27 protein-coding genes are annotated in these 23661 nt (G+C 68.2%); 11 read left to right on the top strand and 16 right to left on the bottom strand.

The window, feature by feature from the left end:
• On the bottom strand, positions 1-428 hold a 428-nt coding region (locus tag EPN98_RS20965), incomplete at its 3' end, for a 3-hydroxyacyl-CoA dehydrogenase NAD-binding domain-containing protein (protein WP_293364882.1).
• Positions 429-535: 107 nt separating this feature from the next.
• The gene (gcvA, locus tag EPN98_RS20960) at positions 536-1459 is read right to left on the bottom strand and encodes a transcriptional regulator GcvA (protein WP_293364881.1); all 924 of its coding nucleotides are present in this window, start codon (positions 1457-1459) and stop codon (positions 536-538) included.
• 93 nt (positions 1460-1552) lie between these two features.
• Here gcvA and EPN98_RS20955 point away from each other — a divergent pair, with 93 nt between their 5' ends.
• Positions 1553-1912 carry an energy transducer TonB gene (locus tag EPN98_RS20955; RefSeq protein WP_293364880.1) on the top strand — a complete coding sequence of 120 codons (360 nt, stop codon included), beginning with the start codon at positions 1553-1555 and terminating at the stop codon, positions 1910-1912.
• A 17-nt stretch (positions 1913-1929) separates the two neighbouring features.
• On the opposite strand, the gene EPN98_RS20950 is transcribed toward EPN98_RS20955, so the two are convergent.
• Complete coding sequence (locus EPN98_RS20950) at positions 1930-2559, bottom strand: TetR/AcrR family transcriptional regulator (RefSeq protein WP_293364879.1); 630 nt, start codon at positions 2557-2559, stop codon at positions 1930-1932.
• An 88-nt stretch (positions 2560-2647) separates the two neighbouring features.
• Here EPN98_RS20950 and EPN98_RS20945 point away from each other — a divergent pair, with 88 nt between their 5' ends.
• Entirely contained in the window at positions 2648-3115 is a 468-nt protein-coding gene (locus EPN98_RS20945; protein WP_293364878.1) for a PaaI family thioesterase, read from the top strand.
• A 142-nt stretch (positions 3116-3257) separates the two neighbouring features.
• Here the strand turns inward: EPN98_RS20945 and EPN98_RS20940 are convergent, their stop codons facing one another.
• Complete coding sequence (locus EPN98_RS20940) at positions 3258-4202, bottom strand: electron transfer flavoprotein subunit alpha/FixB family protein (protein WP_293364877.1); 945 nt, start codon at positions 4200-4202, stop codon at positions 3258-3260.
• Between the two features lies 1 nt (position 4203).
• A complete protein-coding gene (locus tag EPN98_RS20935) occupies positions 4204-4950 on the bottom strand; it encodes an electron transfer flavoprotein subunit beta/FixA family protein (protein ID WP_293364876.1) in 747 nt (248 codons plus the stop codon).
• Between the two features lie 143 nt (positions 4951-5093).
• Between EPN98_RS20935 and EPN98_RS20930 the strand changes: the two genes are divergently transcribed.
• Positions 5094-5372 carry a hypothetical protein gene (locus tag EPN98_RS20930; protein WP_293364875.1) on the top strand — a complete coding sequence of 93 codons (279 nt, stop codon included), beginning with the start codon at positions 5094-5096 and terminating at the stop codon, positions 5370-5372.
• Between the two features lie 26 nt (positions 5373-5398).
• Here EPN98_RS20930 and EPN98_RS20925 read toward each other — a convergent pair whose 3' ends face one another.
• Entirely contained in the window at positions 5399-5974 is a 576-nt protein-coding gene (locus EPN98_RS20925) for a cob(I)yrinic acid a,c-diamide adenosyltransferase (protein ID WP_293364874.1), read from the bottom strand.
• Between the two features lie 11 nt (positions 5975-5985).
• On the bottom strand, positions 5986-6183 hold the full coding sequence (locus tag EPN98_RS20920) for a twin transmembrane helix small protein (protein WP_293364873.1): 198 nt from the start codon (positions 6181-6183) through the stop codon (positions 5986-5988).
• Positions 6184-6509: 326 nt separating this feature from the next.
• Here EPN98_RS20920 and EPN98_RS20915 point away from each other — a divergent pair, with 326 nt between their 5' ends.
• Together EPN98_RS20915 and EPN98_RS20910 are read left to right on the top strand one after the other, a co-directional pair.
• Complete coding sequence (locus EPN98_RS20915) at positions 6510-7160, top strand: TetR/AcrR family transcriptional regulator (RefSeq protein WP_293364872.1); 651 nt, start codon at positions 6510-6512, stop codon at positions 7158-7160.
• Positions 7161-7170: 10 nt separating this feature from the next.
• On the top strand, positions 7171-7812 hold the full coding sequence (locus tag EPN98_RS20910) for a TetR/AcrR family transcriptional regulator (protein WP_293364871.1): 642 nt from the start codon (positions 7171-7173) through the stop codon (positions 7810-7812).
• Positions 7813-7815: 3 nt separating this feature from the next.
• On the opposite strand, the gene EPN98_RS20905 is transcribed toward EPN98_RS20910, so the two are convergent.
• On the bottom strand, positions 7816-9462 hold the full coding sequence (locus tag EPN98_RS20905; RefSeq protein WP_293364870.1) for an acyl-CoA dehydrogenase family protein: 1647 nt from the start codon (positions 9460-9462) through the stop codon (positions 7816-7818).
• Between the two features lie 78 nt (positions 9463-9540).
• Here EPN98_RS20905 and EPN98_RS20900 point away from each other — a divergent pair, with 78 nt between their 5' ends.
• The gene (locus tag EPN98_RS20900; protein ID WP_293364869.1) at positions 9541-10167 is read left to right on the top strand and encodes a glutathione S-transferase; all 627 of its coding nucleotides are present in this window, start codon (positions 9541-9543) and stop codon (positions 10165-10167) included.
• Positions 10168-10281: 114 nt separating this feature from the next.
• Here EPN98_RS20900 and EPN98_RS20895 read toward each other — a convergent pair whose 3' ends face one another.
• Both EPN98_RS20895 and EPN98_RS20890 read right to left on the bottom strand, forming a co-directional pair.
• Complete coding sequence (locus tag EPN98_RS20895) at positions 10282-11082, bottom strand: alpha/beta hydrolase (RefSeq protein ID WP_293364868.1); 801 nt, start codon at positions 11080-11082, stop codon at positions 10282-10284.
• A gap of 34 nt (positions 11083-11116) precedes the next feature.
• Positions 11117-12085 (bottom strand): D-alanyl-D-alanine carboxypeptidase family protein, encoded by a 969-nt coding sequence (locus EPN98_RS20890; RefSeq protein ID WP_293364867.1) that lies wholly within the window; start codon positions 12083-12085, stop codon positions 11117-11119.
• Here EPN98_RS20890 and EPN98_RS20885 point away from each other — a divergent pair.
• Positions 12084-13145, top strand: a complete 1062-nt coding sequence (locus EPN98_RS20885; RefSeq protein ID WP_293364866.1) for a L,D-transpeptidase — start codon at positions 12084-12086, stop codon at positions 13143-13145. The two genes, EPN98_RS20890 and EPN98_RS20885, sit on opposite strands and share 2 nt — an antisense overlap.
• Before the next feature lie 168 nt (positions 13146-13313).
• Positions 13314-14255 (top strand): hypothetical protein, encoded by a 942-nt coding sequence (locus EPN98_RS20880; RefSeq protein ID WP_293364865.1) that lies wholly within the window; start codon positions 13314-13316, stop codon positions 14253-14255.
• Here the strand turns inward: EPN98_RS20880 and EPN98_RS20875 are convergent.
• The 4 genes from EPN98_RS20875 to EPN98_RS20860 form a co-directional block, all read right to left on the bottom strand.
• The gene (locus EPN98_RS20875; protein ID WP_293364864.1) at positions 14252-15340 is read right to left on the bottom strand and encodes an aromatic ring-hydroxylating dioxygenase subunit alpha; all 1089 of its coding nucleotides are present in this window, start codon (positions 15338-15340) and stop codon (positions 14252-14254) included. The genes EPN98_RS20880 and EPN98_RS20875 overlap by 4 nt on opposite strands.
• A gap of 199 nt (positions 15341-15539) precedes the next feature.
• Entirely contained in the window at positions 15540-17165 is a 1626-nt protein-coding gene (locus EPN98_RS20870) for an alpha-glucosidase family protein (RefSeq protein ID WP_293364863.1), read from the bottom strand.
• A 78-nt stretch (positions 17166-17243) separates the two neighbouring features.
• Positions 17244-17864, bottom strand: coding sequence for an ATP-dependent Clp protease proteolytic subunit (locus EPN98_RS20865; RefSeq protein WP_293364862.1), 621 nt, complete (start codon positions 17862-17864; stop codon positions 17244-17246).
• A gap of 130 nt (positions 17865-17994) precedes the next feature.
• A complete protein-coding gene (locus EPN98_RS20860) occupies positions 17995-19911 on the bottom strand; it encodes a PQQ-binding-like beta-propeller repeat protein (protein WP_293364861.1) in 1917 nt (638 codons plus the stop codon).
• Between the two features lie 246 nt (positions 19912-20157).
• On the opposite strand from EPN98_RS20860, the gene EPN98_RS20855 reads away from it, so the two are divergent.
• Together EPN98_RS20855 and EPN98_RS20850 are read left to right on the top strand one after the other, a co-directional pair.
• Positions 20158-20919, top strand: a complete 762-nt coding sequence (locus EPN98_RS20855) for an SDR family oxidoreductase (protein ID WP_293364883.1) — start codon at positions 20158-20160, stop codon at positions 20917-20919.
• Positions 20920-20981: 62 nt separating this feature from the next.
• Complete coding sequence (locus EPN98_RS20850) at positions 20982-21353, top strand: GNAT family N-acetyltransferase (protein ID WP_293364860.1); 372 nt, start codon at positions 20982-20984, stop codon at positions 21351-21353.
• A 323-nt stretch (positions 21354-21676) separates the two neighbouring features.
• On the opposite strand, the gene EPN98_RS20845 is transcribed toward EPN98_RS20850, so the two are convergent.
• On the bottom strand, positions 21677-22348 hold the full coding sequence (locus EPN98_RS20845) for a class I SAM-dependent methyltransferase (RefSeq protein WP_293364859.1): 672 nt from the start codon (positions 22346-22348) through the stop codon (positions 21677-21679).
• Entirely contained in the window at positions 22345-22722 is a 378-nt protein-coding gene (locus EPN98_RS20840) for a VOC family protein (RefSeq protein ID WP_293364858.1), read from the bottom strand. Before EPN98_RS20840 ends, EPN98_RS20845 begins: the two co-directional genes overlap by 4 nt.
• Before the next feature lie 68 nt (positions 22723-22790).
• On the opposite strand from EPN98_RS20840, the gene EPN98_RS20835 reads away from it, so the two are divergent.
• On the top strand, positions 22791-23552 hold the full coding sequence (locus tag EPN98_RS20835; protein WP_293364857.1) for a helix-turn-helix transcriptional regulator: 762 nt from the start codon (positions 22791-22793) through the stop codon (positions 23550-23552).
• Positions 23553-23661 lie beyond the last annotated feature (109 nt).

The following is a 23661-nucleotide window of genomic DNA, read 5'->3' as shown; positions in this document are numbered from 1 at the left end:
ATGAAATGCAGGCCGATGAACTTGTCGGGCCGGTCGGTGGCCGAGGCCAGGCGGGTGATCGAGATCGAAGACGTGTTCGACGCCAGCAGCGTCGTGGCCTTCAGGTGCGGCTGCAGCGCCTTGAAGATGGTCTTCTTGGTGTCTTCGTTCTCGGTGGCCGCCTCGATCGCGAGGTCGACGCCGCCGATGGTCTGCAGCTCGGGCGCGGCCTTGATGCGGGCCATCGCGCCTTCCATGGCCGTATGCTCGATCAGGCCCCGCGAGACCTGCCGCGCCATGTTCTTCTCGATCTGGGCGATGCCCTGGTCGATCCGCTCGGCGCTCACGTCATGCAGCAGGACGTCGTAACCGCCCAGGGCGACGACATGCGCGATACCCGACCCCATCTGTCCCGCGCCGATGACGCCGACCGACTTGATGTCAACCATTCAGGCCAAATCCCAATGCCTAGGAGCGCTCGCCGCTCAAACGTGTGGCAGCTTTCTAACATGTCTATGGCGCATTGCGGCAAGAGGCTTTGCTGCAACGCAAAAGGTCAGGCCGATTCGGTTCGTCCTGCGGTGGCTGCCTCGGCCATCAGCCAATCCCGTAAGGCCTCGATCCGGCGCACCTTGCGGCTGTCGGCGCGCCAAACCACCCAGAAGCCCAGTTCCGAGGCCACGCCCGCTGCGAACGGCCGCACCAGCCGGCCAGTCCTGAGATCCTGCTCGATCAGCCCGCTGCGCGCCAGTGCGGCGCCGATGCCCTGGGCCGCGGCCTCCAGCAGCATGGCGCTGTCCTCGAACAGCATGCCTTGCTGGCGTGGAGCCTCGAGGCCGAACGTGTTGAACCACAGGCTCCAGGGCCGGTGCCCGTGGTGCAGCAAGGGGACATTCAGCAGGTCCTGCGGCGTCTTCAGCTGGTGGCGGGCCAGGAACTCGGGGCTGCAGACCGGGATCAGGCTCTCCGAAACGAGATGGACGCATTCCACGTCGGGCCAGCCGCCGGCGCCGTAGCGCACGGCCATATCGACGCCGTCGGTGACGAAATCGGCGCGACGTTCCTCGACGCGTATCTCCAGGTTGGCGCCCGCCGGATGCGCCAGCATGCGCTGCAGGCGCGGGGGCAGCCAGCGATTGGCGAACTGGCTCTCCAGGCTGATCACCAGGGGCGCGCGGAACGCGGCGGCATGGAAGTCGTCGACCGCGTTCGACAGCACCCCGATGCCACGGGCCACCTCGGCGGCCAGCTTCTGGGCGTCGGGCGTGGGGATCATGCCGTTGCCCCGGCGCTCGAACAGGCGGGCGCCCAGTTCGGCTTCCAGCCTGCGGATCTGCTGGCTCACCGCGCCGTGAGTGACCGCGAGTTCCTGGGCCGCGCGGCTGTAGCTGCGGTGCCGCGCCGCCGCCTCGAGGGCGCGGAGCGCGAAGAAGGGCGGCAGGCGGGCCATGGTCAGGTTGTTAGCGAACGTAACAACCACTTGCAAAATCTATCGTTCGCGAGATGGGCTCATCGTTCCCATATCCGATGAAGCGGCGCTGCTGAAAGTGTTTGGTTTCAAAGGATTATATCCATGAAAGCTCGTGTTCTGCTGCTGTCCGCGGCAGCCCTCCTTGCGTTCGGCGCGACGGCGCATGCGGCGCCGCGCGAGGTCCGCAACTACCTCGACCGAGCCGGGGCTGCGGCCGCGAAGCAGGTGGCTCAGGCCGGCGTCGATGTCGGTCCGGGCCTGGACGTGAAGGCCCAAGTGAACTCGGACGGTCGGCTCTCGGGCCTGCGCATCGTGAAGTCGAGCGGCTCGCTCGAGACCGACCAGAAGGCTGTGGCCGCCCTGAAGCGCCTGAAGGTGTCGGCCCCGCCGAACACGCTGTTGGGCGCCGACATCACAGTGACCGTCGCCAAGGAACCGGTGCTGGCGGCTCAGAACCCCTGATCGTCCGTGCAGGGCGGTCAGGCGGCGGTTCCGCGAGGACCGTCATTCCGCGACTGGGGCGGCTCCTGTAAAGGAGCCGCCTCCTTTTTGGCGGACGCCTGATGGGCCTCGATCAGCCGGACGAGGGCGTCCTCCAGGCGCGGATCGTTGAGCACCGGTGATCCCTCAAGCACGGCGGCGCGGATCACGCCGTTGACGGCCCGGTCCAGGACGAAGGCGTCGAACGCGTCCAGCCGGGGCAGCAGGCGACTGGCGGCGCGGCCCTCACGGGCGATTCCGTGAACACCCTCCTCGGCCATGATCGCGTTCAGCGCCGCCCGTCGCGTCGCGGGGCGGCCAGCCATGGCGTGGATCTGGCCGCGGATCGCCAGGCGCACCGGGTCCTCGCGCCCTTCGGCGATCTGCGCCGCCAGAACTTCGCGGCGCCTGGCGTTGTCGTCGCGCGCCATGGCCGCCAGGATCGCCTGCTTGGAGCCGAAGTACTGGTAAAGCGTGCCGATGCTGACCCCCGCGCGTTCGGCGACGCGGTTGGTGTTGAACCCGGCCTCGCCCTCGTCCTCCAGAATCCGAGCCGTCGCCTCGAAGATCGCCGCGCGGGTGGCGAGCGCGCGGGCCTGACGCGGCTGACGGCGCTGGGCTTTCGGCATGCTGGCGAGGCCTTTCGGGAAAGCGAGTAGGCAAAACCTGAGCTTAGCTCGGATTCTGCGGCTCCCAATCCCAAGAGGAGATGCGCGAGTGACCTGGGCGACCGATCGACTGGACGAGATCAAGCAGCCGGGCTTTGCGCCGCCTGCCGTGGTGGCGAGGCTGGGGCTGGGCGTGCTGGACGATTGGGGGCCGGGCTGGGTGCGCAAGACATGGTCGCCCGACCAGGAGGACCTGAAGCTGGCCGACGGTTCGGTGTTCGGCGGCTACATCGCGGCCCTGGCCGACCAGGTCCTGGCGTTCGCCGCCATGACGGTGATCCCGAACGAGGCCCGATACCGGACGATCAACCTCCAGGTTCAGTTTCTGAAGGTGGCGAGGGGTCACCCGCTACACATAGAGGGCCGCGTCGTCGACGCCTCGTCTCGGCTGATCGCGGTGGAGGCCGACTTCCGGCGTCCGGACGGCCAGCGGATCGCCACGGCCTGCGCCCAGCAGATCCTGCTGCCGATGGCCCCCGGCGCGCCCACCGCCGCAGACACGCTGCGCGTCCTTTGATTCAACCGCAGAGATCGCAGAGACACGCAGAGAGGTCGTGGCGACATTGATCGCTCCACGCGTCTCCGCGTTCTCTGCGGTTCAAACGAAAAGGGGCGGGCCTCGCGGCCCGCCCCCTCGATCGTTTCGTTGCAGCTGTCGGCTACTTGCCGATCTTGGCGAGCTCGCTCATCAGCTCGGGCACGGCGCCCTTGTAGTCCGCCACGAGGCCGTAGTCGGCGACCTGGAAGATCGGCGCGTCGCCGTCCTTGTTGATCGCGACGATGACCTTGGAGTCCTTCATGCCGGCCAGGTGCTGGATCGCGCCCGAGATGCCGATGGCGATGTAGAGCTCCGGAGCCACCACCTTGCCGGTCTGGCCGACCTGATAGTCGTTCGGCGCGTAGCCGGCGTCGACGGCGGCGCGCGAGGCGCCCACGGCGGCGCCCAGCTTGTCGGCGAGCGGCTCGATCACCTTCTGGAACTCCTCGGCCGAGCCCATGGCGCGACCGCCCGAGACCACGATCTTGGCGGCGCCCAGGTCGGGACGAGCCGACTTGACCAGCTTCTGATCGACGAACTTGGTCTTGGCCGGGGCGCCCGGGGCCGCCACGGACTCGATCGCGGCCGAACCGCCTTCAGCGGCCGCCTTGAACGACGTCGGGCGCACCGTCAGCACCTTCTTCGCGTCGGACGACTGGACGGTCTCCATCGCGTTGCCGGCGTAAATCGGGTGGGTGAAGGTGTCGGCGCTGACGACCTCGGACACATCCGAGATTTGCGCCACGTCCAGCTTCGCCGCGACGCGGGGGCTGAAGTTCTTACCCTGCGAGGTCGCCGGGGTGAGGATGGCGTCGTAGCCGCCGGCCAGACCCACGATCAGGTCGGCCACGGCCTCGGCGAGGCCCTGGCCCAGTTCGGCGCTTTCCGCCGTCAGCACCTTGCGCACGCCCGTGATCTTGGCCGCTTCGGCTGCGATCGCGGCGGTGTTGGTCCCGGCCACCAGGATGTCGATGTCGCCACCGATCGCCTGGGCGGCGGTCACCACCTTGTGCGTGTTGTCCTTGAGGGTCGCGTTGTCGTGATCCGCGATGACGAGAACGGCCATTTTAGAGGACCCCCGCAGTCTTGAGGTTCGAAACCAGGTCGGCGGCGGTTTCCACCTTGATGCCGGCCGTACGCTTCGGCGGCTCGGAAACCTTCACGACCTTGAGGCGCGGCGCGGTGTCGACGCCGAGCGAGCCCAGCTCCTTCACGTCCAGCGGCTTTTTCTTGGCCTTCATGATGTTGGGCAGCGAGGCGTAGCGCGGCTCGTTGAGGCGCAGATCGGCGGTGACCACCGCCGGCAGGCTCACGTCGATGGTCTGCAGGCCGCCGTCGACTTCACGGGTCACGGTGGCCTTGCCGCCGCCGACGGTGATCGCCGAGGCGAAGGTCGCCTGCGGCCAGTCCAGCAGCGCCGACAGCATCTGGCCGACGGCGTTGTTGTCGCCGTCGATGGCCTGCTTGCCCATCATCACCAGCTCGGGGTTCTCCTCGGCGATGATCGCCTTGAGCACCTTGGCTACGGCCAGCGGCTCGAGGTCCTGGTCGGTCTGGACGAGGATGGCGCGGTCGGCGCCCATGGCCAGAGCCGTGCGCAGGGTCTCTTGCGCCTGCTGCGGGCCGACGCTCACGGCGACGATCTCGGTCGCGGCGCCCTTTTCCTTCAGACGCACCGCTTCCTCGACCGCGATCTCGCAGAAGGGGTTCATCGACATCTTGACGTTTGCGAGGTCGACACCCGTCTGATCGGCCTTAACGCGGGCCTTGACGTTGTAGTCGATCACCCGCTTGACCGGGACCAACACCTTCATGGGTAGCTAGCGCCTCAAATTGCTGCGGAAAGAATGCGGGACGGCATTACCCTTTCCAACGCGCATTGCAAGCGCGCGCCGCCTAGAAATGCCGCAGTGCACACCCCTAGCCAACGACAGCTCCCGTTACGTAAAAGGCTCGCATGAACCCCAATATCGAGCGCTTGAAGCTGATCTTCATCGCGATCTTCGCCGTCGCCGTCGTCGGCGTGGGCGTCTGGCAGGTCGGCTGGATCATCCCGCAGAAGAACTGCGAAAAGGCCCACAAATGGTGGGATGGCGGCGAACGCGTGTGCGCGACGCCGATCCTGGTTTCGGACATCACAGGCCGGGTCATCACCGACGAGAAGGCCCTTGCCGAGGCCAAGAAGGCGATCGGGCGGCCCGAGGCGGCGCCCAAGGCTGCGCCGAAGGCCGAGTAGATTCCCTCCCCATCAGGGGGGGAAAGTCAGCGCGTCGCCCCGCTTTCCCAGAACACCTCGGCCTTGCCGGCGTCGTTGGCCCAGCGGGCGGCGACGAAGAGGTGGTCGGAGAGGCGGTTTAGGTAGCGCATCGCCGGGCCGCTCACCGGCTCGCCGGTTTCCGTCAGCCGCACCGCCTCGCGCTCGGCGCGACGGCTGACCGTGCGGGCCAGGTGCAGGGCCGCGGCCGCCGGTGTTCCGCCCGGCAGAATGAACGACTTCAGGCCGGGCAGGCGGTCGTTGAGGCTGTCGATCTCGGCCTCCAGCCGCGCCACCTGGCTGTCCAGGATGCGCAGCTTCGAGCCGGGCTCCTCGTCCGCCTTGGCCGGCATCGCCAAGTCGGCGCCCAGGTCGAACAGTTCGTTTTGGATGCGCCCCAGCATGGCGTCCAACTCGGGATCATGGGTCAGGTGGACCCGCGCGAGGCCGATGCAGGCGTTCGTCTCGTCGACGCAGCCATAGGCCTCGACCCGCAGGTCGGTCTTGCTGACCGACTGGCCGGTGGCGAGACGCGTCGTGCCGGCGTCGCCGGTGCGCGTGTAGATGCGATTGAGCGTGACCATTCGTCGCTGCGTCAGGTCTGGCTGCGCCACCAGACGGCGGCCATAAGCACCGCGACCGCGACCGCCTGGGTGACGACGCGAAGCCGCATCAGCTTGTTCGACCAGGACCGGCCGAAGTCGCCGCCCCGGAACAACGAGTAGATGCCCACCGCCAGCACGAGGGCGACTGCGACCAGCGCCGCGGTGATGAGATAGTCGAAGAGGTCCATTCGCCAACTTTATGCCTCCCGCAGGGGCTATGCCACCACGAAAGGCTGTGTTTATTTTAAACTTGACTTGAGCATGTGTGAGCATGTTCATCGATCACGGGTCCGGCGCCGGCGCAGAGATTCGGCGTGACGCCAGACCCCTTATGCAATAACGCCTTTCGCCGTCTTCGCGCGCGCCTTGGGCCCGCTCGCGGACGGTGAACTGAAAGTCGGTAAGTTAGTTCGCGTACCACGTTAGATGAACATGTTCAGGCTGGAGGGATCCGGCTTGATCCTCCCCCCAAGTCAGACGGCCGACGCCCCCGGGTCGGCGAAAATTGAGAAGAATGAAGCACATCTCCCCGATCCAGGTCGCCGCCGACACCCCGGCGCGCGCCCCCACCCGCCGCGCCCTCGCCAAGCAACAGACCCGCCTGAAGGTTCTGGCCGCCGCCCGCCGCCTCTTCAGCGAGCAGGGATACGAGGGCGCGACCATCCGCGACATCGCCGCCGCTGCGGGCATGTCGACGGGGGCCGTCTTCGCCAACTTCACGGACAAGTCCGACCTCTTCCGCGAGATCATGACCGACGACATGGAGGCCCTGCTGGGCGCCATGCGCGACGCGGCCGCGCGCGGTCGCAACATCGAGGACGGCGTCCTCAAGGTGTTCATGGCCGGCTACACCTTCTACAAGTCGCGCCTGCAACTGGCCCGCGCCGCCTTCTCGGTGTCGTGGGACAAGGATGGCGGCCCAAGCCTGCGCGGCCTGTCGTCGTCGCTGGCCTTCCAGGACGTGTTCACCGAGATGCTGACCGCCGCTATCGAGCGCGGCGAGCTGTCGCAGGAAGCGGAAGTGAAACTGCGCGCCCAGATGCTGTTCGACACCTACCTGTCGAACTTCCCGCAGGCGATCTTCGAAGGCTGGAGCCTGGACGCCCTGCAGACCCGCGCCCGCGATCAGATCCGGATCCTGCTGGCCGGCGCGCGCCGCGGCTGACGCCGGTCCCATGATCGCCGGCGTTGGATCGCTTCCCAAGGGCCCCAGTTCGCCGCGGCAGTCGCAAAAGGAAGCGACCCGCCAGCGCGTGCTCGAGGCCGCTCGGGAGCTATTCGACACCCATGGATACCAGGGCACCACGGTTCGCGAGATCGCGCGGCGGGCCGAGGTGTCCGTGGGCAGCGTCTTCACGACCTTCGCCTCGAAGGGCGACATCCTCTCCGAGGTGATGGCCGCCCGACTGGATCCGCTCTACGCCGAAATCGACCGGGTTATGCCGCATCTGCGCGGATCCACGGCCGATCGCCTGCGGACGATGTTCGCCATCCACTTCGAGTTCGAGGCGGCTCACGTGCGGCTGTTCATGTCGCACATCGCCGCAGCCTACGACTGGACGCTGACCGAGGGCGCCCGCCCCTATGGCCGCAATACGCGGCTGAAGGACGTAATCCTGGACACCTTGAGCAAGGGGCAGGCCGCCGGCGACGTCCGCCAGGATATCGAGCTGCAGGAGGTCGTCGATCTGCTGATGAGCGCCTATGCCTGGACCTACCGCCTGGTCATCACCAACGGCGCCGACGCCAAGGCGATGATCGCCGTCATGGACCGCCAGATCGGACTGATCGCCGAAGGCTTCGCGCCGCGGAGTTGAGCGCTAGTTCGCGCCCTCAAGCAGTCGGCGTGCGATCACCTGCGCCTGGATCTCGCCGGCCCCCTCGAAGATGTTGAGGATGCGGGCGTCCGCCAGCACGCGGCTGACGGGCTGCTCCATCGCAAATCCTGTCCCGCCGTGGATCTGCACGGCGTTGTCGGCGGCGGCCCAGGCGATGCGAGCGGCGGTCAGCTTGGCCATTCCGGCTTCCAGGTCGCAGCGGCGACCCTCGTCCTTGGCCCGCGCCGCGAACCAGGCGAGGCGCCGCGCGCCGGCCAGTTCGGCCGCCATCATCGCCAGCTTGTTGGCCACCCGGGGAAACCTGGCGATCGTCTCGCCGAACTGGCGACGCTGCAGGGCGTAGTCGAGAGCCAGGTCCAGCGCGCTCTGCGCCACGCCGATGGCGCGGGCGGCGGTCTGAATGCGGGCGCTCTCGAAGGTGGCCATCAGCTGGACGAAGCCCTGGCCTTCCTGGCCGCCCAACAGGTTGGCGTGCGGCACCGAGAAGCCGTCGAAGGCGATCTCGTACTCCTTCATGCCGCGATAGCCGATCACCCCGATCTCGCCGCCGCTCATGCCCGCCGCCGGGAAGGGGTGGCCGTCCACGCCCCGCGGCTTCTCGGCGAGGAACATCGACAGGCCGCGATGATCTCTGACATCGGGATTGGTGCGGACCAGCAGGGTCATCAGGTCGGCGCGGGCCGCATGCGTGATCCAGGTCTTGGCGCCGTAGATCTTCCAGACGTCCCCCTCGCGGACGGCGCGGGTGCGCAGGGAACCCAGGTCGGAGCCGGCCTCGGGCTCGGTGAACACAGCCGTCGGGATCGTGCGGCCCGAGGTGATCCCCGGCAGGAAGCGCTCCTTCTGGGCGGGGGTGCCGTGGGCCAGGATGAGTTCGCCGGCGATCTCCGAGCGGGTGCCCAGGGAACCGGTCCCGATCCAGCCGCGGGACAGCGCCTCGGACACGACGCACATCGCCACTTTGCCCAGGCCCGAGCCGCCCCAGGCCTCCGGCGCGGTCAGGCCGAAGACGCCCAGGTCGCCCAGTTCCTCCAGGAGGGACAGTGGGATCAACTCGTCGCGCAGATGCCATCCGTGGGCGTGCGGGACGATCTTCTCCTCGGTGAAGGCGTGGAACTGGTCGCGGATCGCCTCCAGCGTCTCGTCAAGCCCGCTGGCCTCCAGCGACGGGCGGCTGCGGGCCTGCTCCAGCAGCTCTACGATTCGGTGCTTGGCCGCCTGCGAGGCCCCGGGCCGCAGCCGGCCCAGCACGTGGGTCAGGCGTTCGGCGGGTGCGAAAACGTCGGCGGGGCGGAAAAATTCACCCTGGTTCATCGGCAGGCCGCCGACCATCTGGCTCAGGTACTCGTGCGCCAGCAGCTGCGCGGGCAGCGCCTCGGCCTCGGTCAGACGCCCTTCTTCGTCCAGCGCCCGGGCCCAGGCCGCCGTTTGGCGCAGGGTCTCGGCATAGGCGGCGGTCCAGGCCAGGCCATGGGCGGCGTGTTGCTCGGCGTCCAGCGCGACACGGTCCAGCCGTCCGTCCGAGCGCACCCGGCCCCCCACGGCGTTGGCGATCGAGGTGGTCAGCGACGCGGCCTCGGCGGCGGCGAGGTCCAGCAGGTCCGGGAGGTTGGGCAGGATCAGGCTCATGCGGACCTTTTGGCAGGATTGCGTTGCGTCAGGTGAGGCCGGTTTGCTGTATCCCACAAAGAAACAGGAGGCGCTCTCATGCTGGTGGTCCATCACCTCAACGACAGTCGTTCGCAACGCATCCTCTGGCTGCTGGAGGAACTTGGCGCGCCGTACGAGCTGAAGATCTACCAGCGCGACGCCACCACGCGGCTTGCGCCGCCGGAACTGAAGGCCGTGCATCCCCTTGGGAAGTCGCCAGTGGTGACCGAGGAGGGGCGGACCATCATCGAGTCCGGCGCCATCGTGGACTATCTCGTCCGCCGTCATGGCGGCGGGAAGCTTTCACCGCCGCCGGGCAGCGACGCCTACGAGGTCTACAACCAGTGGCTCCACTACGGCGAGGGCTCGGCGATGCTGCCGCTGATGCTCAACATGTACGTGAGCCGGCTGGGCGAGGCGGGCGCGCCGCTGCATCCGCGGATCGAGAGCGAGATGAGCAACCACCTTGGCTATCTCGAAGACTCGCTGGCCGGAAGGGACTGGCTGCTGGGCGAACTCACGGGCGCCGACGTCCAGATGAGCTTCGTGGGCGAGGTCGCCGGCGCCTTCGGCCGGCTCGACCGCTATCCCAACATGAAGGCCTGGGTCGATCGCTTCCAGGCGCGGCCGGCCTACAAGGCGGCGCTGGCCAGGGGCGGCGACTACAGCATGGCGCGTCGCTAGAGCCTGTCCGGTTCAGATGGACTCATCTGAACCGGCTGAACAGGCTCGATGTCTTTGATTTAGAATGTGTTCTCGGGACGAAGCCGGGGTTCGCTTTCGCCCAGCACGCTCTGACTATTCGAACGGCGGGAAGTCGTCCTCGTCGGGCACGCCGTCCAGGAAGTCGAGGACGGCGGCCTTGAGCGCGCCGTGCGGGATGGCCGAGAAGTGGTCGCACCCCCCGAGGACCTTGCCCTTGCCATAGGGAAACAGCCGGGCGAGCTCGGCGGGATCGCCTGCCAGATCGTCGCCGGCGCCCGCCACCACCAAGACCGGCATGTCCAGCCGGCCCAGGGCGTCGCGGTCCAGCGGCGTGCTGAAGGCCTGCGAGAAGGCCGCAAGCGCCTGACGGTCCTCGCCCTGCTCGTCCGCGAACTGGCGAAAGCTGCGCAGGAACTCGGTCTTGATGCTGGCCGGATCCTCGGCCGTCATCGCGGTCACGATCGTCTCGCTGTTCTCGGTCGCGCGCGGCGGATCGAACAGCTTGCCGCCCACACCGCCCAGGATGAGGTTGTTGACGCGATGTGGCGCGTCGATCGCAATTTGCATGGCCGTCCGCGTCCCCATCGAGTAGCCGAACACCTCGGGCTGCTTGACGCCCAGGTGGTCCAGCAACGCAAGGGCGTCGGCGGCCAGGTGGGCGCGGCCATAGTCCGCCGGATCGTGGCTGCGGAGGCTCTCGCCATGCCCACGCTGATCCATCGCGATCACCCGGAATCCCCGGCGGCCCAGGGCCTGGTACCATCCGGTGCGCTGCCAGCCCTCCTTGCGGTTCGACGCGAAGCCGTGGAGCAGCAGGATCGTCCGCTCGGCGGGACCGGGCGGGGCGATGTCGTCGTAGGCGATGGAGACGCCGTTCAGGGTCGCTGTGGGCATGGCCGGAAACGTAGAACCGGTACGCCCGTGACGTCTATGGGCTCTCTCCGGTCCATTCCCAGTGCCAGGGCTCGAACGGGTAGTTCACGAACCCGAAGCGCCGCGCATTCTTGACCAGCCAGCGGTAGGTGGGCGTGCCGGTCATGTAGAGGCGGTTGGCGTCGGCGCTGGAGTCGGGACCGAACCCCGGCGCCTGGCCCACATACAGGTCGGCCGCCAGCCCGGTCCGGTGCGCCGAGCAGCGCGCGCGGACGATGCCGTCGCAGTTGCCTTCGGCCTGACAGCGCGCTGCGTCGGCCGACGGGCTGCGATAGCCGGAGAAGATGGTCAGGTTCCGCGGGTCCGCCGCGATCTCCGGGACTTCGGCGCGGGCGGCTGCGACCATCTGGCGATAGGCGGCCAGCGCGCGCGGGCGCATCCACACCTGCTTGCCGCCATAGCCCTCCTCGATCCGCGCCGCACTGATCAGGTCGGGCGTTTCCGGGCATAGGCCTGTGGACGTGAAACGCACGAAGTCGCGGCGAGTCTGCACGGTCCCCTTCATGGCCACGAAGACGGCTTCGGACATCACGCCGTCCGGCGATTGATTGTTCTGCCGCTGCCAGTCGGCCAGGGCGCGGGCGAAGCCTTCGGAGTTGGGCGGGCAGTCGGTCCCGATCTCGCTTTGGATCAGTGTGACATAGACCTCCCAACCGGCCTCCTGTCGTCCGAACGGCGCCCACGCAAGACTGCGGACGGACGCCGCATTGCCTTCGGCCGCCGTCGTCCACCCGGCGGCTCGGCACTGGGTGCTGACCGGCATCGCGGGGCCTCCCGCCGGCGCCTCTGCCGAGCCCACGGGCTTGCGCCCTTCCGGGGACAGCGGCGCGCAGCCCGTCACCCGAAGGAACAGGATCAGGAGCAGCACGACCGCCGCGGCGGTCGCCCACAGGAACCGGATGATGTCTCGGAGCTTCATCCACATCGCCGCCAGCAACCGCGGCCAAACGCAGAGGTCCAGCATGAAGTTCGCCCGCGCGCTGCTTTTCGGCGCTTCAATCCTACCGCTGGCGGCCTGCGACATACGCCCGCGCGAGACCGCCGAGGCGCCCGCGGTCGCCCCGTCGGTCCAGGTCGCGGCGCCCGTCCTCCCCCTTCAGCCCTCGACCTCTCCGCTCGCCCAGGCCGTCAACGGGGCTGTGTGGGCTGAGGCCCCGGCGTCCCCTGCGGCACAGCGGGACATTATGCTGCGCGCCCAGGTTCTGCTGGACCGCGCTCACGTCTCACCCGGCGTCATCGACGGCCAGGACGGGGAGAATGTGAAGAACGCCATCGCAGCCTACGAACGCGCGAACGGCCTTCCCGAGGACGGTCTGCTGGATGCGGAGGTCTGGGCGAAGCTGACCGCGGACGCCGGTCCGGTGCTGACCGACTACGTGATCTCCGCACAGGACGTCGCCGGACCCTTCACGCCCGTGATCCCCAAGGATTACGCCGAGTTGGCCAGGCTTGACGGCGTGCGCTTCACGGGCCCGCTGGAAGCCCTGGCCGAACGCTTCCACATGGACGCGCCCCTGCTGCAGGCGCTGAACCCGGGCGCCGATTTCTCGGCGGCCGGAACGAAGATCGTGGTGGCGGCGCCCTCCCGGTCCGAGTTGCCGGCCAAGGTCGCCAGGATCGAGGTCGACAAGGCCCGCAAGCAGGTTCGCGCCTACGACGCGGCGGGCAAGCTGCAGGCGGCGTATCCGGCCACGGTGGGATCCGACGACCTGCCGACGCCGGAAGGCGAGTGGGCCGTGCGCACGGTCGCGCCGTCACCCACTTACACCTACGACCCCAGCCGCCTGAATTTCGGGAACAAGAAGGCCGGCAAACTGACGATCCAGGCGGGCCCGAACAATCCGGTGGGCGCGGTCTGGATCGACCTGACCAAGGACACCTACGGCATCCATGGCGCGCCGGAGCCCCGACTGGTTGGCAAGGTGGCGAGCCATGGCTGCGTCCGGCTCACGAACTGGGATGCCCAACAGTTGGCGAAGGCCGTCGAGAAGGGCACGAAAGTAATCTTCATGGGTGAAGCTTAACCGCAGCGCACGGCTTAGTTGCCGGATTTCCCACGGATTTCTCAAGCAATTCCCATTGTAAAGGTTTCGGTTACGAAAGCCGAGTTACCCATTTTGAGTAGCGACGGAAGAGCGCACCAAAGGGAGCCCCCCATGTCCCCACGGTCCCCGGCCCAAATTATCCCGCCGATGAGTCGTGTCGATCGGGTGACGGCCCGCTCCATTCGGGAGAGCGAGCGCCGAAAGCGGGACGGCGAGCGTCGCCGGGCAAACAAGGCCGACGCCGAGGCCTGGCAGGATCTCGCCGCACGGCTGACGGAAGCGTACCAAGTCACCTTCACGCGCATCGACTGGGCAGAGATCGAAGCGATGGGCCCGGTGGTCCCCAGCATCCCCCGCGACGCCGTATCGTCCGTCGCGCGCAGGAAACTGCAGGCGTATCGCCCCTCGCTCGCCGACAACCTGCTGGGTCGCGAGCGCGACCGGAGGCGCGAGCTGATGGAGAAGGTGGTCGAGGCGGTGAAGGCGGACGCCGAGCTCTACGCCCGCGCCAAGGCCGAGGCCGACGCCCACAACCGCAAGCTCGCGCTCGCCAGCGAGGTGCGGGCTCTGAACCCGGACGCGATCGCGGGCGTCCTCAAGGTCAGCGGGGCGCCGAAAGCGCTCAAGGACGTCATCGAGGCCTGCAGCCTGCGCAGCGAGGGCGCCCGGCTGGTGGCCCAGGTCGACCTCATCGAGCTCGATGCGCTGCCGGATGAGGCGTGCCGAGCGAGCGCCGGCGGCTTCGCATGGACGCCGCTCACTGACGCCGAGCGGGCCGAGCTACAGCTGAACAATGCCTGCTCGGCGGTTCTGCGGGTCGCTGTGGAGGTGCTGCAGGCGGCGCCGATCGAAACGGTCGAGGTGGTTGCCCGCCTCTGCCGCCCCACCGGCTCGGCCGAGACCGACTTCGATACCGTGCTTCACGTGAAGGTCCATGCGATCGCCATCGCCAAGGCCCAACTCAAGAAGATGGCGGCGACGACGGTCCTCTCGGCGCTGGGCGCCCGCTTCGACTGGACGCCGGGCAGAGGCCTGGCCGCGATCGACCTGGACGATATCGGTCTGGCGGCGGGGCGCGCGGCAGCCTAGCTGCGCCAGCGCAGGGTCTCGGCCGAAACGGGGTTGTGAAAGGGCCGGCCCTCGCGCCGGCTTTGCACCCATTCGCGCTTGAGCGCCTGGTACCATTTGGCCTGTCGGTCGGCGTCGTCGATCCAAAGAAGGGTCGGGCTATGCTTCAGGCCTTCGTTCTGCAGCTTCACCATGTCGGCGTCCTGGCGCAGGAATGTCCGCGCCATGGCTCCGATGACCGGCTTCAGCAGCGTGAAGGCCGGGTGGTCGGACCAGGCGATCTGAGTGACCTGAGTCCGCGCCTCGTCGATGGGCGTCAGGCAGGTCAGCGAGAGCACCTGGCGAGCGCCCACCGACACATGCTCCCAACGCAGGCCGGGGAGGCGGAACGTGATCTCGGTTTCGGGCTTGCCGCCCAGGATCGCGTAGGCGCGGCTGTTCTTCGAGGGTGCGTGGCGCACCATCGTGAAGCCGGCCTCCGAAGGCGCGAAGCGCTTCTCCTTGTCGTGCTCGCTGCCGGCGGTCCGCCACCACCACTGCCGGTGCACATAGGGACCATGGGCGGGGTCCATCAGCCCCACGACCGCCTGGTCGATGTGGGCGTCGAACACCATCCTGTCGACGAGCTTTGGCGCGCCGCCGACCACGCCGGGAAGATACGGCGGCGGGTGGTCGGGCTGGCCCGTCGGCGAGGCGGCCATCCAGACGAACACTAGGCCCTGGCTCTCCTCGACAGGATACCGCCGCACACGGATGCGGCTCACGTCCAGCTCCTGGTCCGCGGTCAGGGACGGGATCGCCGTGCAGGCGCCGTCGGCCTTGAACCGCCAGCCGTGGTAGGGGCAGGCCACGCTTTCGACGCCGAAGGCGTCGCGGTGGAACTTTCCGGCCGACAGCGGCGCCGCGCGGTGCGGGCAGACGTCGCGCAGGGCGAAGAGGGCGCCGCTGGGCGCACGGCCCAGGACCAACGGTTCGCCAATCACCTGAACGTGGATCAGCTTGCCGGGTCGCAGGTCGGCCGACAGGGCGGCCACGTACCAGGTGTCGGTCAGGAAGCCCGTTCCGAAGCGGGCTTCCACGCGGCTGCGGGGCTCGCCATCAGGCATGCCCGGCCCCTAGAGCGTGTTGCGCGAAAGTGGACGCCGGTTTCGCCCCGAGAACACGCTCCAAATCAAAGCGATCGAGCCTGTTCATCCGGTCCAGATGATTCCATCTGAACCGGACAGGCCCTGGGTTGCAGTCACTCATCCGGCGGTTCACTAGCGCATTTCGCCACGAAACGCCCGTTGCGCCAACGTCGCCCGTTCAGTCCTGCGCCAGGCGGAGGAAGCAGGCGGCGTACGGCGACAGGCCCACAGAGTCGCCGCGCAGCTCCGCCTCGCCCGACCTGAGCGGCAGCAGATCGGCGACCGACAGGGTCGGGTGATCGAACACCTGGGGCTGGTCGCTGAAGTTGAAGACGCAGACCACGGCTTCGTCGTCGTACTCGCGCACAAAGGCCACCAGGGGGGCGTCTACCCTGGCGAACGCGATGTCTCCCACGGTCATGGCCGGCGAGGCCTTGCGGAAGGCGATCATCTCGCGGGCGAACGCCAGCATGGAGTCCGGGTCGTCGGCCTGCTCCTCGACCGACAGCCCGCGATGCTCGACGGCCAGGGGCAGCCAGGGCTCGCCGTCGGTGAATCCCATGTTCGGGCCGGTGGTCCAGGGCATCGGCGTGCGGCACCCGTCGCGGCCGCCGTCATAGGGCCAATAGAGGTCGCCCACCGGGTCGCGCAGCTGGTCGCGGGTGAGCGACGCCTGCGGCAAGCCCAGTTCTTCACCCTGGTAGATGAGGGTGGTGCCCTTCAGGGCCACAAGAAGCGCGAACAACATCCGCGCCAACTCTGGCGGGGCGTCCTTGCCGCCGAACCGGCTGACCGTGCGCGGCACGTCGTGGTTCGAGAAGCTGACCGTCGGCCAGTGGCCCGGGTAGGTCGCCAAGGTGTCGTAGTGCTGGGTGACGAAGCTGGGATCCAGCTTGCGCGCGAGCAGCATCACGAACGTGTAGCCCGAGTGCAGCCCCTCGGTCGGCGTGCAGTAGGCGCCGCAGCGGGCCTCCTCTTCGGAAAACTCGCCGAACACGAAGCGATCGCCCTGGTTCACGCCGCTCCACGCGTCCACGCGCCGGCGGATGAGGTCGAGCATCTCGACGTTCTCCTCCAGGTTGGAGTCGTTGAGGTGGAACTGCAGATTGCCCGCGTGGCTCCAATGCAGGCCACGGCGCTGGTCCAGCGGCACCGGCGGGTTCGGGGTCAGCGCCGCGTCGTGCAGGTAGGTGCCGGCGACGTCCAGCCGGAAACCGTCGACGCCCTTCTCCAGCCAGTGGTCCAGCACCGACAGGGCCGCCTCCCGGGCTCCGGGGCTGCGCCAGTTCAGCTTGGGCTGCTGGCGCAGGAACTTGTGGTGGTAGTGCTGCCGTCGCGCCGGCTGGTAGGCCCAGGCCGGGCCGCCGAAGACGCTCAGCCAGTTGTTGGGCGCCGTGCCGTCCAGCTTGGGATCGGCCCAGACATACCAGTCGGCCTTTGGTCCGTCCCGGCCGCCGGTCAGGCTTTCCACGAACCACGGATGGACGTCGGAGGTGTGGCTGAGCACCTCGTCCAGCACGACCTTCAGGCCGCGCGCGTGGGCTTCGTCCAGCAGGGCCTGGAAGTCCTCGGGCGTGCCGTAGTCGTGCTGCACGCCCTCGAAGTCGGCGATGTCGTAACCCCAGTCGCGGTTGGGCGATGGGTGGATCGGCGACAGCCACAGGCCATCGACGCCCAGGCTCTGGATGTAGTCCAGCTTGGCCATGACGCCCGGCAGGTCGCCATGTCCGTCACCGTCCGAGTCGAAGAAGCTGCGGACGTAGACGTGGTAGAGGATCGCACCCTTCCACCAGGGATCAGCCATACGCAGTTGCTCCCCTCAGGAGGAGCTCCGGCGAAGCCCCCCGTCGCCTTCGGCGACACCTCCCCCGAAGGAGAGGAACTAGACCTCGCTCGCGTCCGTGATGATCTTCGAGACCAGTCCGTAGGCCACGGCTTCCTCGGCGCTCATCCAGAAGTTCCGCTGGGTGTCCTTCACGACCTTCTCGAAGGTCTGGCCGGTTTCCTTCGCGATCATCCGGTTCACCCGGTCCTGCATCTTGATGATCTCTTCGGCCTCGATCTGGATGTCAGAGGCCTGGCCGCGCACGCCGCCGGCGGGCTGGTGCAGCAGGAAGCGGGTGTTCGGCAGGCAGAGCCGGTTTTCCTTCTGCGCGCCCAGGAAGATGTGCGCGCCGGCCGAGGCGACCCAGCCGGTGCCGATCACCTTCACCGTCGCGCCGCAGAAGCGGATCATGTCGTGGATCGTGTCGCCGCTTTCGACGTGGCCGCCGGGCGAGTTGATGATCACGCGGATCGGCTTGTCGCTCTCGCTGGCGAAGGCGGTGATCTGGGCGGTGACGCGCTCGGCCAGCCGCATGTCGATCTCGCCGAAGATCAGGACCGTGCGGCTCTTGAACAGCGCGTTCTGTACCGGCCCGGCGCTCAAGGGCATGTCGGGCAGGCGGCCCTTGTCCTCGTCGTCGCCGTCTTCGTCGTCGAGGTAGGAGATCCACTTCAGCATAGGTCGCGCCTTCAAGGTCGGAGTTCGTTCCCCTGGAGTTATTGGTCCGGCGCGTGAACGGCAAGTGCGTACCGCAACTCGAGCGCCGTTGCGACACGGTGACCGCTGTCGAGGCGCCCCCTCCAGGCCGTTAGGGCTTGGGCCGGAACGCCAGAAGGACGTTGCCCTCGGCCTGGCCGAACATGCCGTAGCCAGACCCCGCCAGGAGCAGCCCGTTCACGCCCACGATCGAGACCGCGTCGAACGCGCCGCCCTTGGCCGCCACGCCGTTCAAGGTCTCGAACGGCCGCAGCGTGTCGTAGGTCCAGAGCTGCTCTCCGGTCTTGCCGTCCAGCGCGAACAGCCGCCCGTCCAGGCTGCCCTGCATCACGGTCCCGTCGATGACCGTCGGCGCGCCCGAGAAACCGTAGACCCGCTCGCAGCGCGGCGCCTTCTTGCCCCGTTCGCCGGCGCAGTCGGGGCGCGCGGTGTAGTGCCACTTGAAGTCGCCGGTGTTGGCGTCGACCGCGTACATGCCGATCTGCAGCTTCGGGTCGAAGTCGGCCTGGCCCGGGATCGGACGGCCCACGTTGGTGATGCCGGCGTAGACGAGGTCATTCTCGAACGCGATGCCCCAGTGGATGCCGCCCATGGGTCCGCCCGAACCGATATCGCGCCGCCAGACCACCTTGCCGGTCTCGGGCTCGAGGGCCCAGAGGGTCCCCGACTTCTGTCCGGCCAGCACCAGTTCGCGGCCGTTCTTCAACTTGGCCAGCACCACAGAGGCGCCGAAGTCCACATCGCGGAAGACCGTCTCCTTCACGCAGTTCAGCCGGTCGGGCCGCGGGTTCGGGCCGCAGCCGATGGTGAAGATGTCGTTGGCCGTGGCCTGCATGCTCCAGGCCTCGGTCCCGTCCTTCAGCCGGATGGCGATCAGGGCGTCGGTGTTGTGGTGGGCAGGTGGAGAGTTGGCCTCGCCGGTGCCGAAGTAGATCAGGCCGCGCTTCTCATCGACGACCGGCGAGTTCCAGATCGGCGCGCCTGACGGCCCCAGCAGCGGCTTGCCGTCGCCGCGGTCGGCCTTCACGGGCGTGGCGTCGGGCATGGTGTCGTAACGCCACTGCTGGGCGCCGGTGGCCGGGTCCAGCGACAGGACCACGCCGTGGTTGGTGCAGCACTGCACCTTGTTGTCGCCGCCGACCGTGATTTCGAACTGGCTGACCGGAACGATGATTCGATCCTTCAGCACGCGGGGCGTGCCGGTGGTCATCGAGTAGGAATAGACCGCGACGCTCTTGGTCCAGAGCGGCTTGCCCGACTTCACGTCGACGACGTGGACCGTCGAATCCAGACCCGAGAAGGCCAGCACCGCCCGACCATCCGCGATCACGCCATACGCCGGGCTGGTGCGCAGCGGGGCGCCGGACGGGGTGTTGTAGACCCACTTGACGCAGGGCCTGGCCGGGTCGCTGACGTCGAAGGCGTAGAGGGCGCCGGCCTCGGCGACCGGCAGGAATACGCTCTTTCCGATCACCGCGGGTTGAGCCCGCATCATCGTCACGTCCGGGAAGCCGATCGCCCAGGCGAGGTCCAGCTTGCTCAGCTGGGCCCGGGTCAGGCCCGTCTGCTTCGCGCTCAGGGTGCGCGTGTTGCGGGCGTCGAAGCCGAAGGTGGCGATGGTGGGGGCCGCCTTGGTGTCGACCGCCAGCCGCCCGCCCGTGCAGGCCATGGCCGTGGTCCAGGTTGGCGCCGCCTTCTTCGTCTTACCGGTCAGGTAGTTGATCAGCTGGCCGCGGGTCTCGGGCGTCAGGCTCGCGCCCTGCGCCTGCATCTTGCCCTGGGTCAGCGCAAACTCCAGCGTCTGGTAGCTCATGGCTTCCAGGTTGGCCTTCGACGGCGAACGGGTCTGCTCGGGGTTGTCGTGGCAGGCGGCGCAGAACTGCCGATAGACCGCCTGGCCATCGTGCGGCATCTGGCTGGCCATCTGCTGCTGCGCGAACGCCTGGCCGGAGAAGGCTGCGGCGGCGACGGCGACGCCCATTGTCGCCAGGCGGCTGAACCACTTCATGACGCGTTCCCCCGAACTCGTGGGCGGCTCTGGAGCGGCCGCCTCTGCTTTCGAAGATACGGCATCTTGGGCCGGGGTCTATGTCTGGGTTGAAGCGTGACGCGGGGCGCGCGTTGGCGGGCCAGCGGCTTGACCTGGGGGCAGGCCGCATCGCAAATGGCCCAAACTCAAACAAACGTTTGGCCAGGTCCTGGCCGGAAGGAGCGCCCGATGAGCCAAGTTCTGGAAGCCCCCAAAGTCAGCGCGCTGGGGCTGTTCGACCTCACCGGCAAAGTGGCGGTGATCACCGGCTCGTCGCGCGGCATCGGTCGCGCCATCGCCGAGCGCATGGCCCAGCAGGGCGCCAATGTGGTGATCAGCTCGCGCAAGGCCGGCCCCTGCGAAGAGGTCGCCGCGGGCATCAACGCGGCGGGCGGTGGCAAGGCCATCGCGGTGCCGGCCAATATCTCGTCGCAGGAAGACCTTCAGCGGCTGATGGACGAGACCCGCAAGGCGTTCGGCAAGATCGACATCCTGGTCTGCAACGCCGCCTCCAACCCGTTCTACGGCAGCCAGCTCGACATCAGCGACGACGCGTTCCGCAAGATCCTCGACAACAACATCATCGCCAACAACTGGATGATCAAAATGGTCGTGCCAGAGATGAAGGAGCGCAAGGACGGCTCCATCATCATCGTCTCGTCCATCGGCGGCCTGCGCGGCTCGGAAGTGATCGGCGCCTACTGCATCTCCAAGGCCGCCGACATGCAGTTGGCCCGCAATCTCGCCAAGGAGCTGGGCCCCCACAACATCCGCGTGAACTGCGTGGCGCCGGGCCTGGTGAAGACCGATTTCGCAAAGGCGCTCTGGGACACGCCGGCGGGCGAAGAGCGCGCCAGCTCGGGCACGCCGCTGCGCCGCCTGGGCGAGCCCGACGACCTGGCGGGCGCGGCCGTCTACCTGGCCTCGCGCGCCGGCGCCTGGACCACCGGCCAGACCCTGGTGGTCGACGGCGGCTCGACCTGCTGATCGAATTCCGACCGGCGACGGCGGATGACCTGGAGCGGCTGACGGCGCTCAAGCTCCAGGTCATGAACCCCCAGCTCGAACGGATCGGGCGGCTGGACCCCGAGCGGTCGGCCGCGCGGTTCGCCCGCGAGTTCCGGCCGGGCCAGACGCGGCTGATCGACGTGGACGGCGCCTTCGCCGGCTGCGTCACGGTCTACGACGCCGGCGACGCCTGGGTGATCGAGCACTTCTACCTGGCGCCAGAGCGGCAGGGCGCAGGCCTGGGGGCAGAGGTGATGCGGAGGGTGTTGGCCGAGGTCGATGCCGCACGGGCGGCGGTGCGCCTGAGCGTCCTCGTGGAAAGCGCCGCCAACCGCTTCTACCCGCTGTTCGGCTTCGTGGAGACCCACCGCGAACCCTTCGACATCTACTACCGGCGGGCGCCTCAAACTTAGCTGTCATCCTGGTCTTCGCCTGCCGACGAAACCGGGATGACAAATTGTGGGGGTGGCCAGGTTTGTCGGAGCGGCGCACGGCCGCCACTCCATCCCCACCAAGCATTCACAGGCGGACGCAAGGGGATCGGTGGCGGCGCTTGTGCGTCCATCTCGTGGCTCCGAGCCTGCCTGCCGGGTCCGGTCAGTCAAGGACCGGCCTCCGGCCGGCCCGCGGCGGCCCTTCGGGCCGTCCTTGAGTGACCGGATCCGGCAGGCTCCAATCCGCCCATGAGATCGAAGCCTTCTTCTCTCTGAGGAAGAGCACTCCCGACCGAGGGGACCTAGACCTTCACCACGAGCTCCAACCCACCCTGGAACGGCAGGGTCATGGTCTTGAGCCCGTTCGCGGGGTCGTTCACGAACGCGAAGAAGTGCCGGTACGAATGCCGGAAGAACTCGCCCGTGTTGTCGGCCACCACGATCGCGCCCGGCCGCAGGTGAGGATGAACCAGCTCCATCGCCGGCCGGGCCATCTCGGTCCAGATGTCCATCAGCACGAAGTCGACCGGGCCCTCGATGACCCTCAGCGTCTCGCGCAGGTCGCCCTCGCGCAGGTCGATCAGGTCCGACACCCTGGCCGCCGCGAAGTTGGCCCGGGCCTGGGCGGCTTTGGCTGGCTCGTATTCGGTGGCGATCACCGTCCCGCCGCCATTCGCGCGGACCGCGTCGGCCAGATAGAGCGTCGAGACGCCGAACGACGTGCCGATCTCCACCACCCGCTTCGCCCGTAACGCGCGGCACAGCATGGCGCAGAACTCGGCCTTGACGGGCTCCAGCGCCACCATCTTGTCGGCCATGAAGGCGTTGGCCGCGTCGTCCAGGGCGTCCCAGTCGAGGTCGCCCTTCCTGGCCCGCTCGCCGAAGTAGCGGTTCGTCTCGGCCTCCTGGGCCACGCTGTTGGCCTGCAGCGCATCGATGCGCGCCTGCAGGGCGGGATCGCTCAGTACGCTCATTCCGGCCATTGGACCGCCTCATACTGCATGGCCCCGGCGACATTGCCTTCGGTGTCGCGGAAGAAGATCAGCTCGCCCACGCCCTCGATGCGGAACGGCGGCATCAGGATGGTCCCGCCGGCCGCCTCGATGGCGGCGACGGTCGCCTTGAGGTCGTCGACCCCGAAGGTGATCTCCATGCCGGGCATCGGATGGTCGGCGACCTCGCGACGGCCCTGCAGCGCGCCCCGGAAGCCTTTCCCGGCGTCGCGCACCTGGTAGAAGCCGGGCGGCCCCCATGGCGTGAATGTCCAGCCGAAGACCTGTTCGTAGAACGCGCGGGCGCGGGGCACGTCGTCGGCGTTGATCGCGAAATGGCGAAGTGTGGCGGGCATGGCGGCTTCCTTTCCGAAAGACCCTAGGCCCTTCGCCTGGCGGCGCGCTTGCGCTAGTCTGACGAATTATGTCGCTGACGCGCCAGAATTCCCGGGACATCGACGGCTACCCGGTCCGCGGCCTGGCCGTGACCTACCGCGACGGCGCGCGCCTCAGCCGCCACACCCACCCCTGGGCCCAGCTGGTCTACGCCGCCACGGGCACGATGCGGGTGGCGACGCCAGACGCCGCCTGGCTCGCCCCGCCCACCCGCGCCATCTGGGTCCCCGGCGGCGTGGCGCACGAGATCGAGATGCGCGGCACGGTGGCCATGCGCACGCTCTACCTCGCCACCGACGACCCGCGCCTCACCGCCTGTCGGGCCATCGAGGTGGCGCCGCTGCTCAAGGAGTTGATCCTCCACGTCGTGAAGCTGGGCATGCTGGACGTGGACGACCTGGGCCACGCCCGCATCGAGGGCCTGTTGCTCGACCTCCTGGCCGACGCCGAGACCGTGCCGTTCCAGCTCCCGCTCCCCACCGACCCGCGCGCCCGCGCCTTCGCCGACCGCATCCTGTCCGACCCCGGCGCCGAAGCCTCCCTGGCCGCCCTCGCGAAAGACGCCGGCGCCAGCCTGCGCACCCTCCAGCGCCTGTTCCTGGCGCAGACGTCCCTGTCGCTGGAAGCCTGGCGCGGGAGGGCGCGGATGCAGCAGGCGGTGGTGAGTCTCAGCAATGGCGCGCCGGTGACCGAAGCCGCGCTGGACGCGGGGTATCAGAGTGCGAGCGCCTTCATCGCGGCGTTTAAGCGAGCGTTCGGGGTGACGCCGGCGAGGTGGCGGAGCGGGTGATGGGCTGGGGTACAAGACGCCCATCCGGCGCAACCTTGGCGGGACGCATCTCAGTGTTTCTCTTGGAGAACAAAAAAGGTACACATGTCTTATGACCGACGATGCCGAC

Origin of the sequence: Phenylobacterium sp. (assembly GCF_004299445.1) — a bacterium.
Classification (GTDB): Bacteria; Pseudomonadota; Alphaproteobacteria; order Caulobacterales; family Caulobacteraceae; genus Phenylobacterium.
The sequence above is the reverse complement of the archived record's forward strand: the minus strand, read 5'-3'. Positions and strand labels throughout refer to the sequence as shown.

Excerpts from the sequence above, each read along its gene's own strand:
- EPN98_RS20955 (WP_293364880.1), top strand. The coding sequence starts at position 1,553 with ATGAAAGCTCGTGTTCTGCTGCTGTCCGCGGCAGCCCTCCTTGCGTTC.
- EPN98_RS20950 (WP_293364879.1), bottom strand. The coding sequence starts at position 2,559 with ATGCCGAAAGCCCAGCGCCGTCAGCCGCGTCAGGCCCGCGCGCTCGCC.
- EPN98_RS20940 (WP_293364877.1), bottom strand. The coding sequence starts at position 4,202 with ATGGCCGTTCTCGTCATCGCGGATCACGACAACGCGACCCTCAAGGAC.
- EPN98_RS20935 (WP_293364876.1), bottom strand. The coding sequence starts at position 4,950 with ATGAAGGTGTTGGTCCCGGTCAAGCGGGTGATCGACTACAACGTCAAG.
- EPN98_RS20930 (WP_293364875.1), top strand. The coding sequence starts at position 5,094 with ATGAACCCCAATATCGAGCGCTTGAAGCTGATCTTCATCGCGATCTTC.
- EPN98_RS20925 (WP_293364874.1), bottom strand. The coding sequence starts at position 5,974 with ATGGTCACGCTCAATCGCATCTACACGCGCACCGGCGACGCCGGCACG.
- EPN98_RS20920 (WP_293364873.1), bottom strand. The coding sequence starts at position 6,183 with ATGGACCTCTTCGACTATCTCATCACCGCGGCGCTGGTCGCAGTCGCC.
- EPN98_RS20915 (WP_293364872.1), top strand. The coding sequence starts at position 6,510 with ATGAAGCACATCTCCCCGATCCAGGTCGCCGCCGACACCCCGGCGCGC.
- EPN98_RS20910 (WP_293364871.1), top strand. The coding sequence starts at position 7,171 with ATGATCGCCGGCGTTGGATCGCTTCCCAAGGGCCCCAGTTCGCCGCGG.
- EPN98_RS20905 (WP_293364870.1), bottom strand. The coding sequence starts at position 9,462 with ATGAGCCTGATCCTGCCCAACCTCCCGGACCTGCTGGACCTCGCCGCC.
- EPN98_RS20900 (WP_293364869.1), top strand. The coding sequence starts at position 9,541 with ATGCTGGTGGTCCATCACCTCAACGACAGTCGTTCGCAACGCATCCTC.
- EPN98_RS20895 (WP_293364868.1), bottom strand. The coding sequence starts at position 11,082 with ATGCCCACAGCGACCCTGAACGGCGTCTCCATCGCCTACGACGACATC.
- EPN98_RS20885 (WP_293364866.1), top strand. The coding sequence starts at position 12,084 with ATGAAGTTCGCCCGCGCGCTGCTTTTCGGCGCTTCAATCCTACCGCTG.
- EPN98_RS20890 (WP_293364867.1), bottom strand. The coding sequence starts at position 12,085 with ATGCTGGACCTCTGCGTTTGGCCGCGGTTGCTGGCGGCGATGTGGATG.
- EPN98_RS20880 (WP_293364865.1), top strand. The coding sequence starts at position 13,314 with ATGAGTCGTGTCGATCGGGTGACGGCCCGCTCCATTCGGGAGAGCGAG.
- EPN98_RS20875 (WP_293364864.1), bottom strand. The coding sequence starts at position 15,340 with ATGCCTGATGGCGAGCCCCGCAGCCGCGTGGAAGCCCGCTTCGGAACG.
- EPN98_RS20870 (WP_293364863.1), bottom strand. The coding sequence starts at position 17,165 with ATGGCTGATCCCTGGTGGAAGGGTGCGATCCTCTACCACGTCTACGTC.
- EPN98_RS20865 (WP_293364862.1), bottom strand. The coding sequence starts at position 17,864 with ATGCTGAAGTGGATCTCCTACCTCGACGACGAAGACGGCGACGACGAG.
- EPN98_RS20860 (WP_293364861.1), bottom strand. The coding sequence starts at position 19,911 with ATGAAGTGGTTCAGCCGCCTGGCGACAATGGGCGTCGCCGTCGCCGCC.
- EPN98_RS20850 (WP_293364860.1), top strand. The coding sequence starts at position 20,982 with ATGAACCCCCAGCTCGAACGGATCGGGCGGCTGGACCCCGAGCGGTCG.
- EPN98_RS20845 (WP_293364859.1), bottom strand. The coding sequence starts at position 22,348 with ATGAGCGTACTGAGCGATCCCGCCCTGCAGGCGCGCATCGATGCGCTG.
- EPN98_RS20840 (WP_293364858.1), bottom strand. The coding sequence starts at position 22,722 with ATGCCCGCCACACTTCGCCATTTCGCGATCAACGCCGACGACGTGCCC.
- EPN98_RS20835 (WP_293364857.1), top strand. The coding sequence starts at position 22,791 with ATGTCGCTGACGCGCCAGAATTCCCGGGACATCGACGGCTACCCGGTC.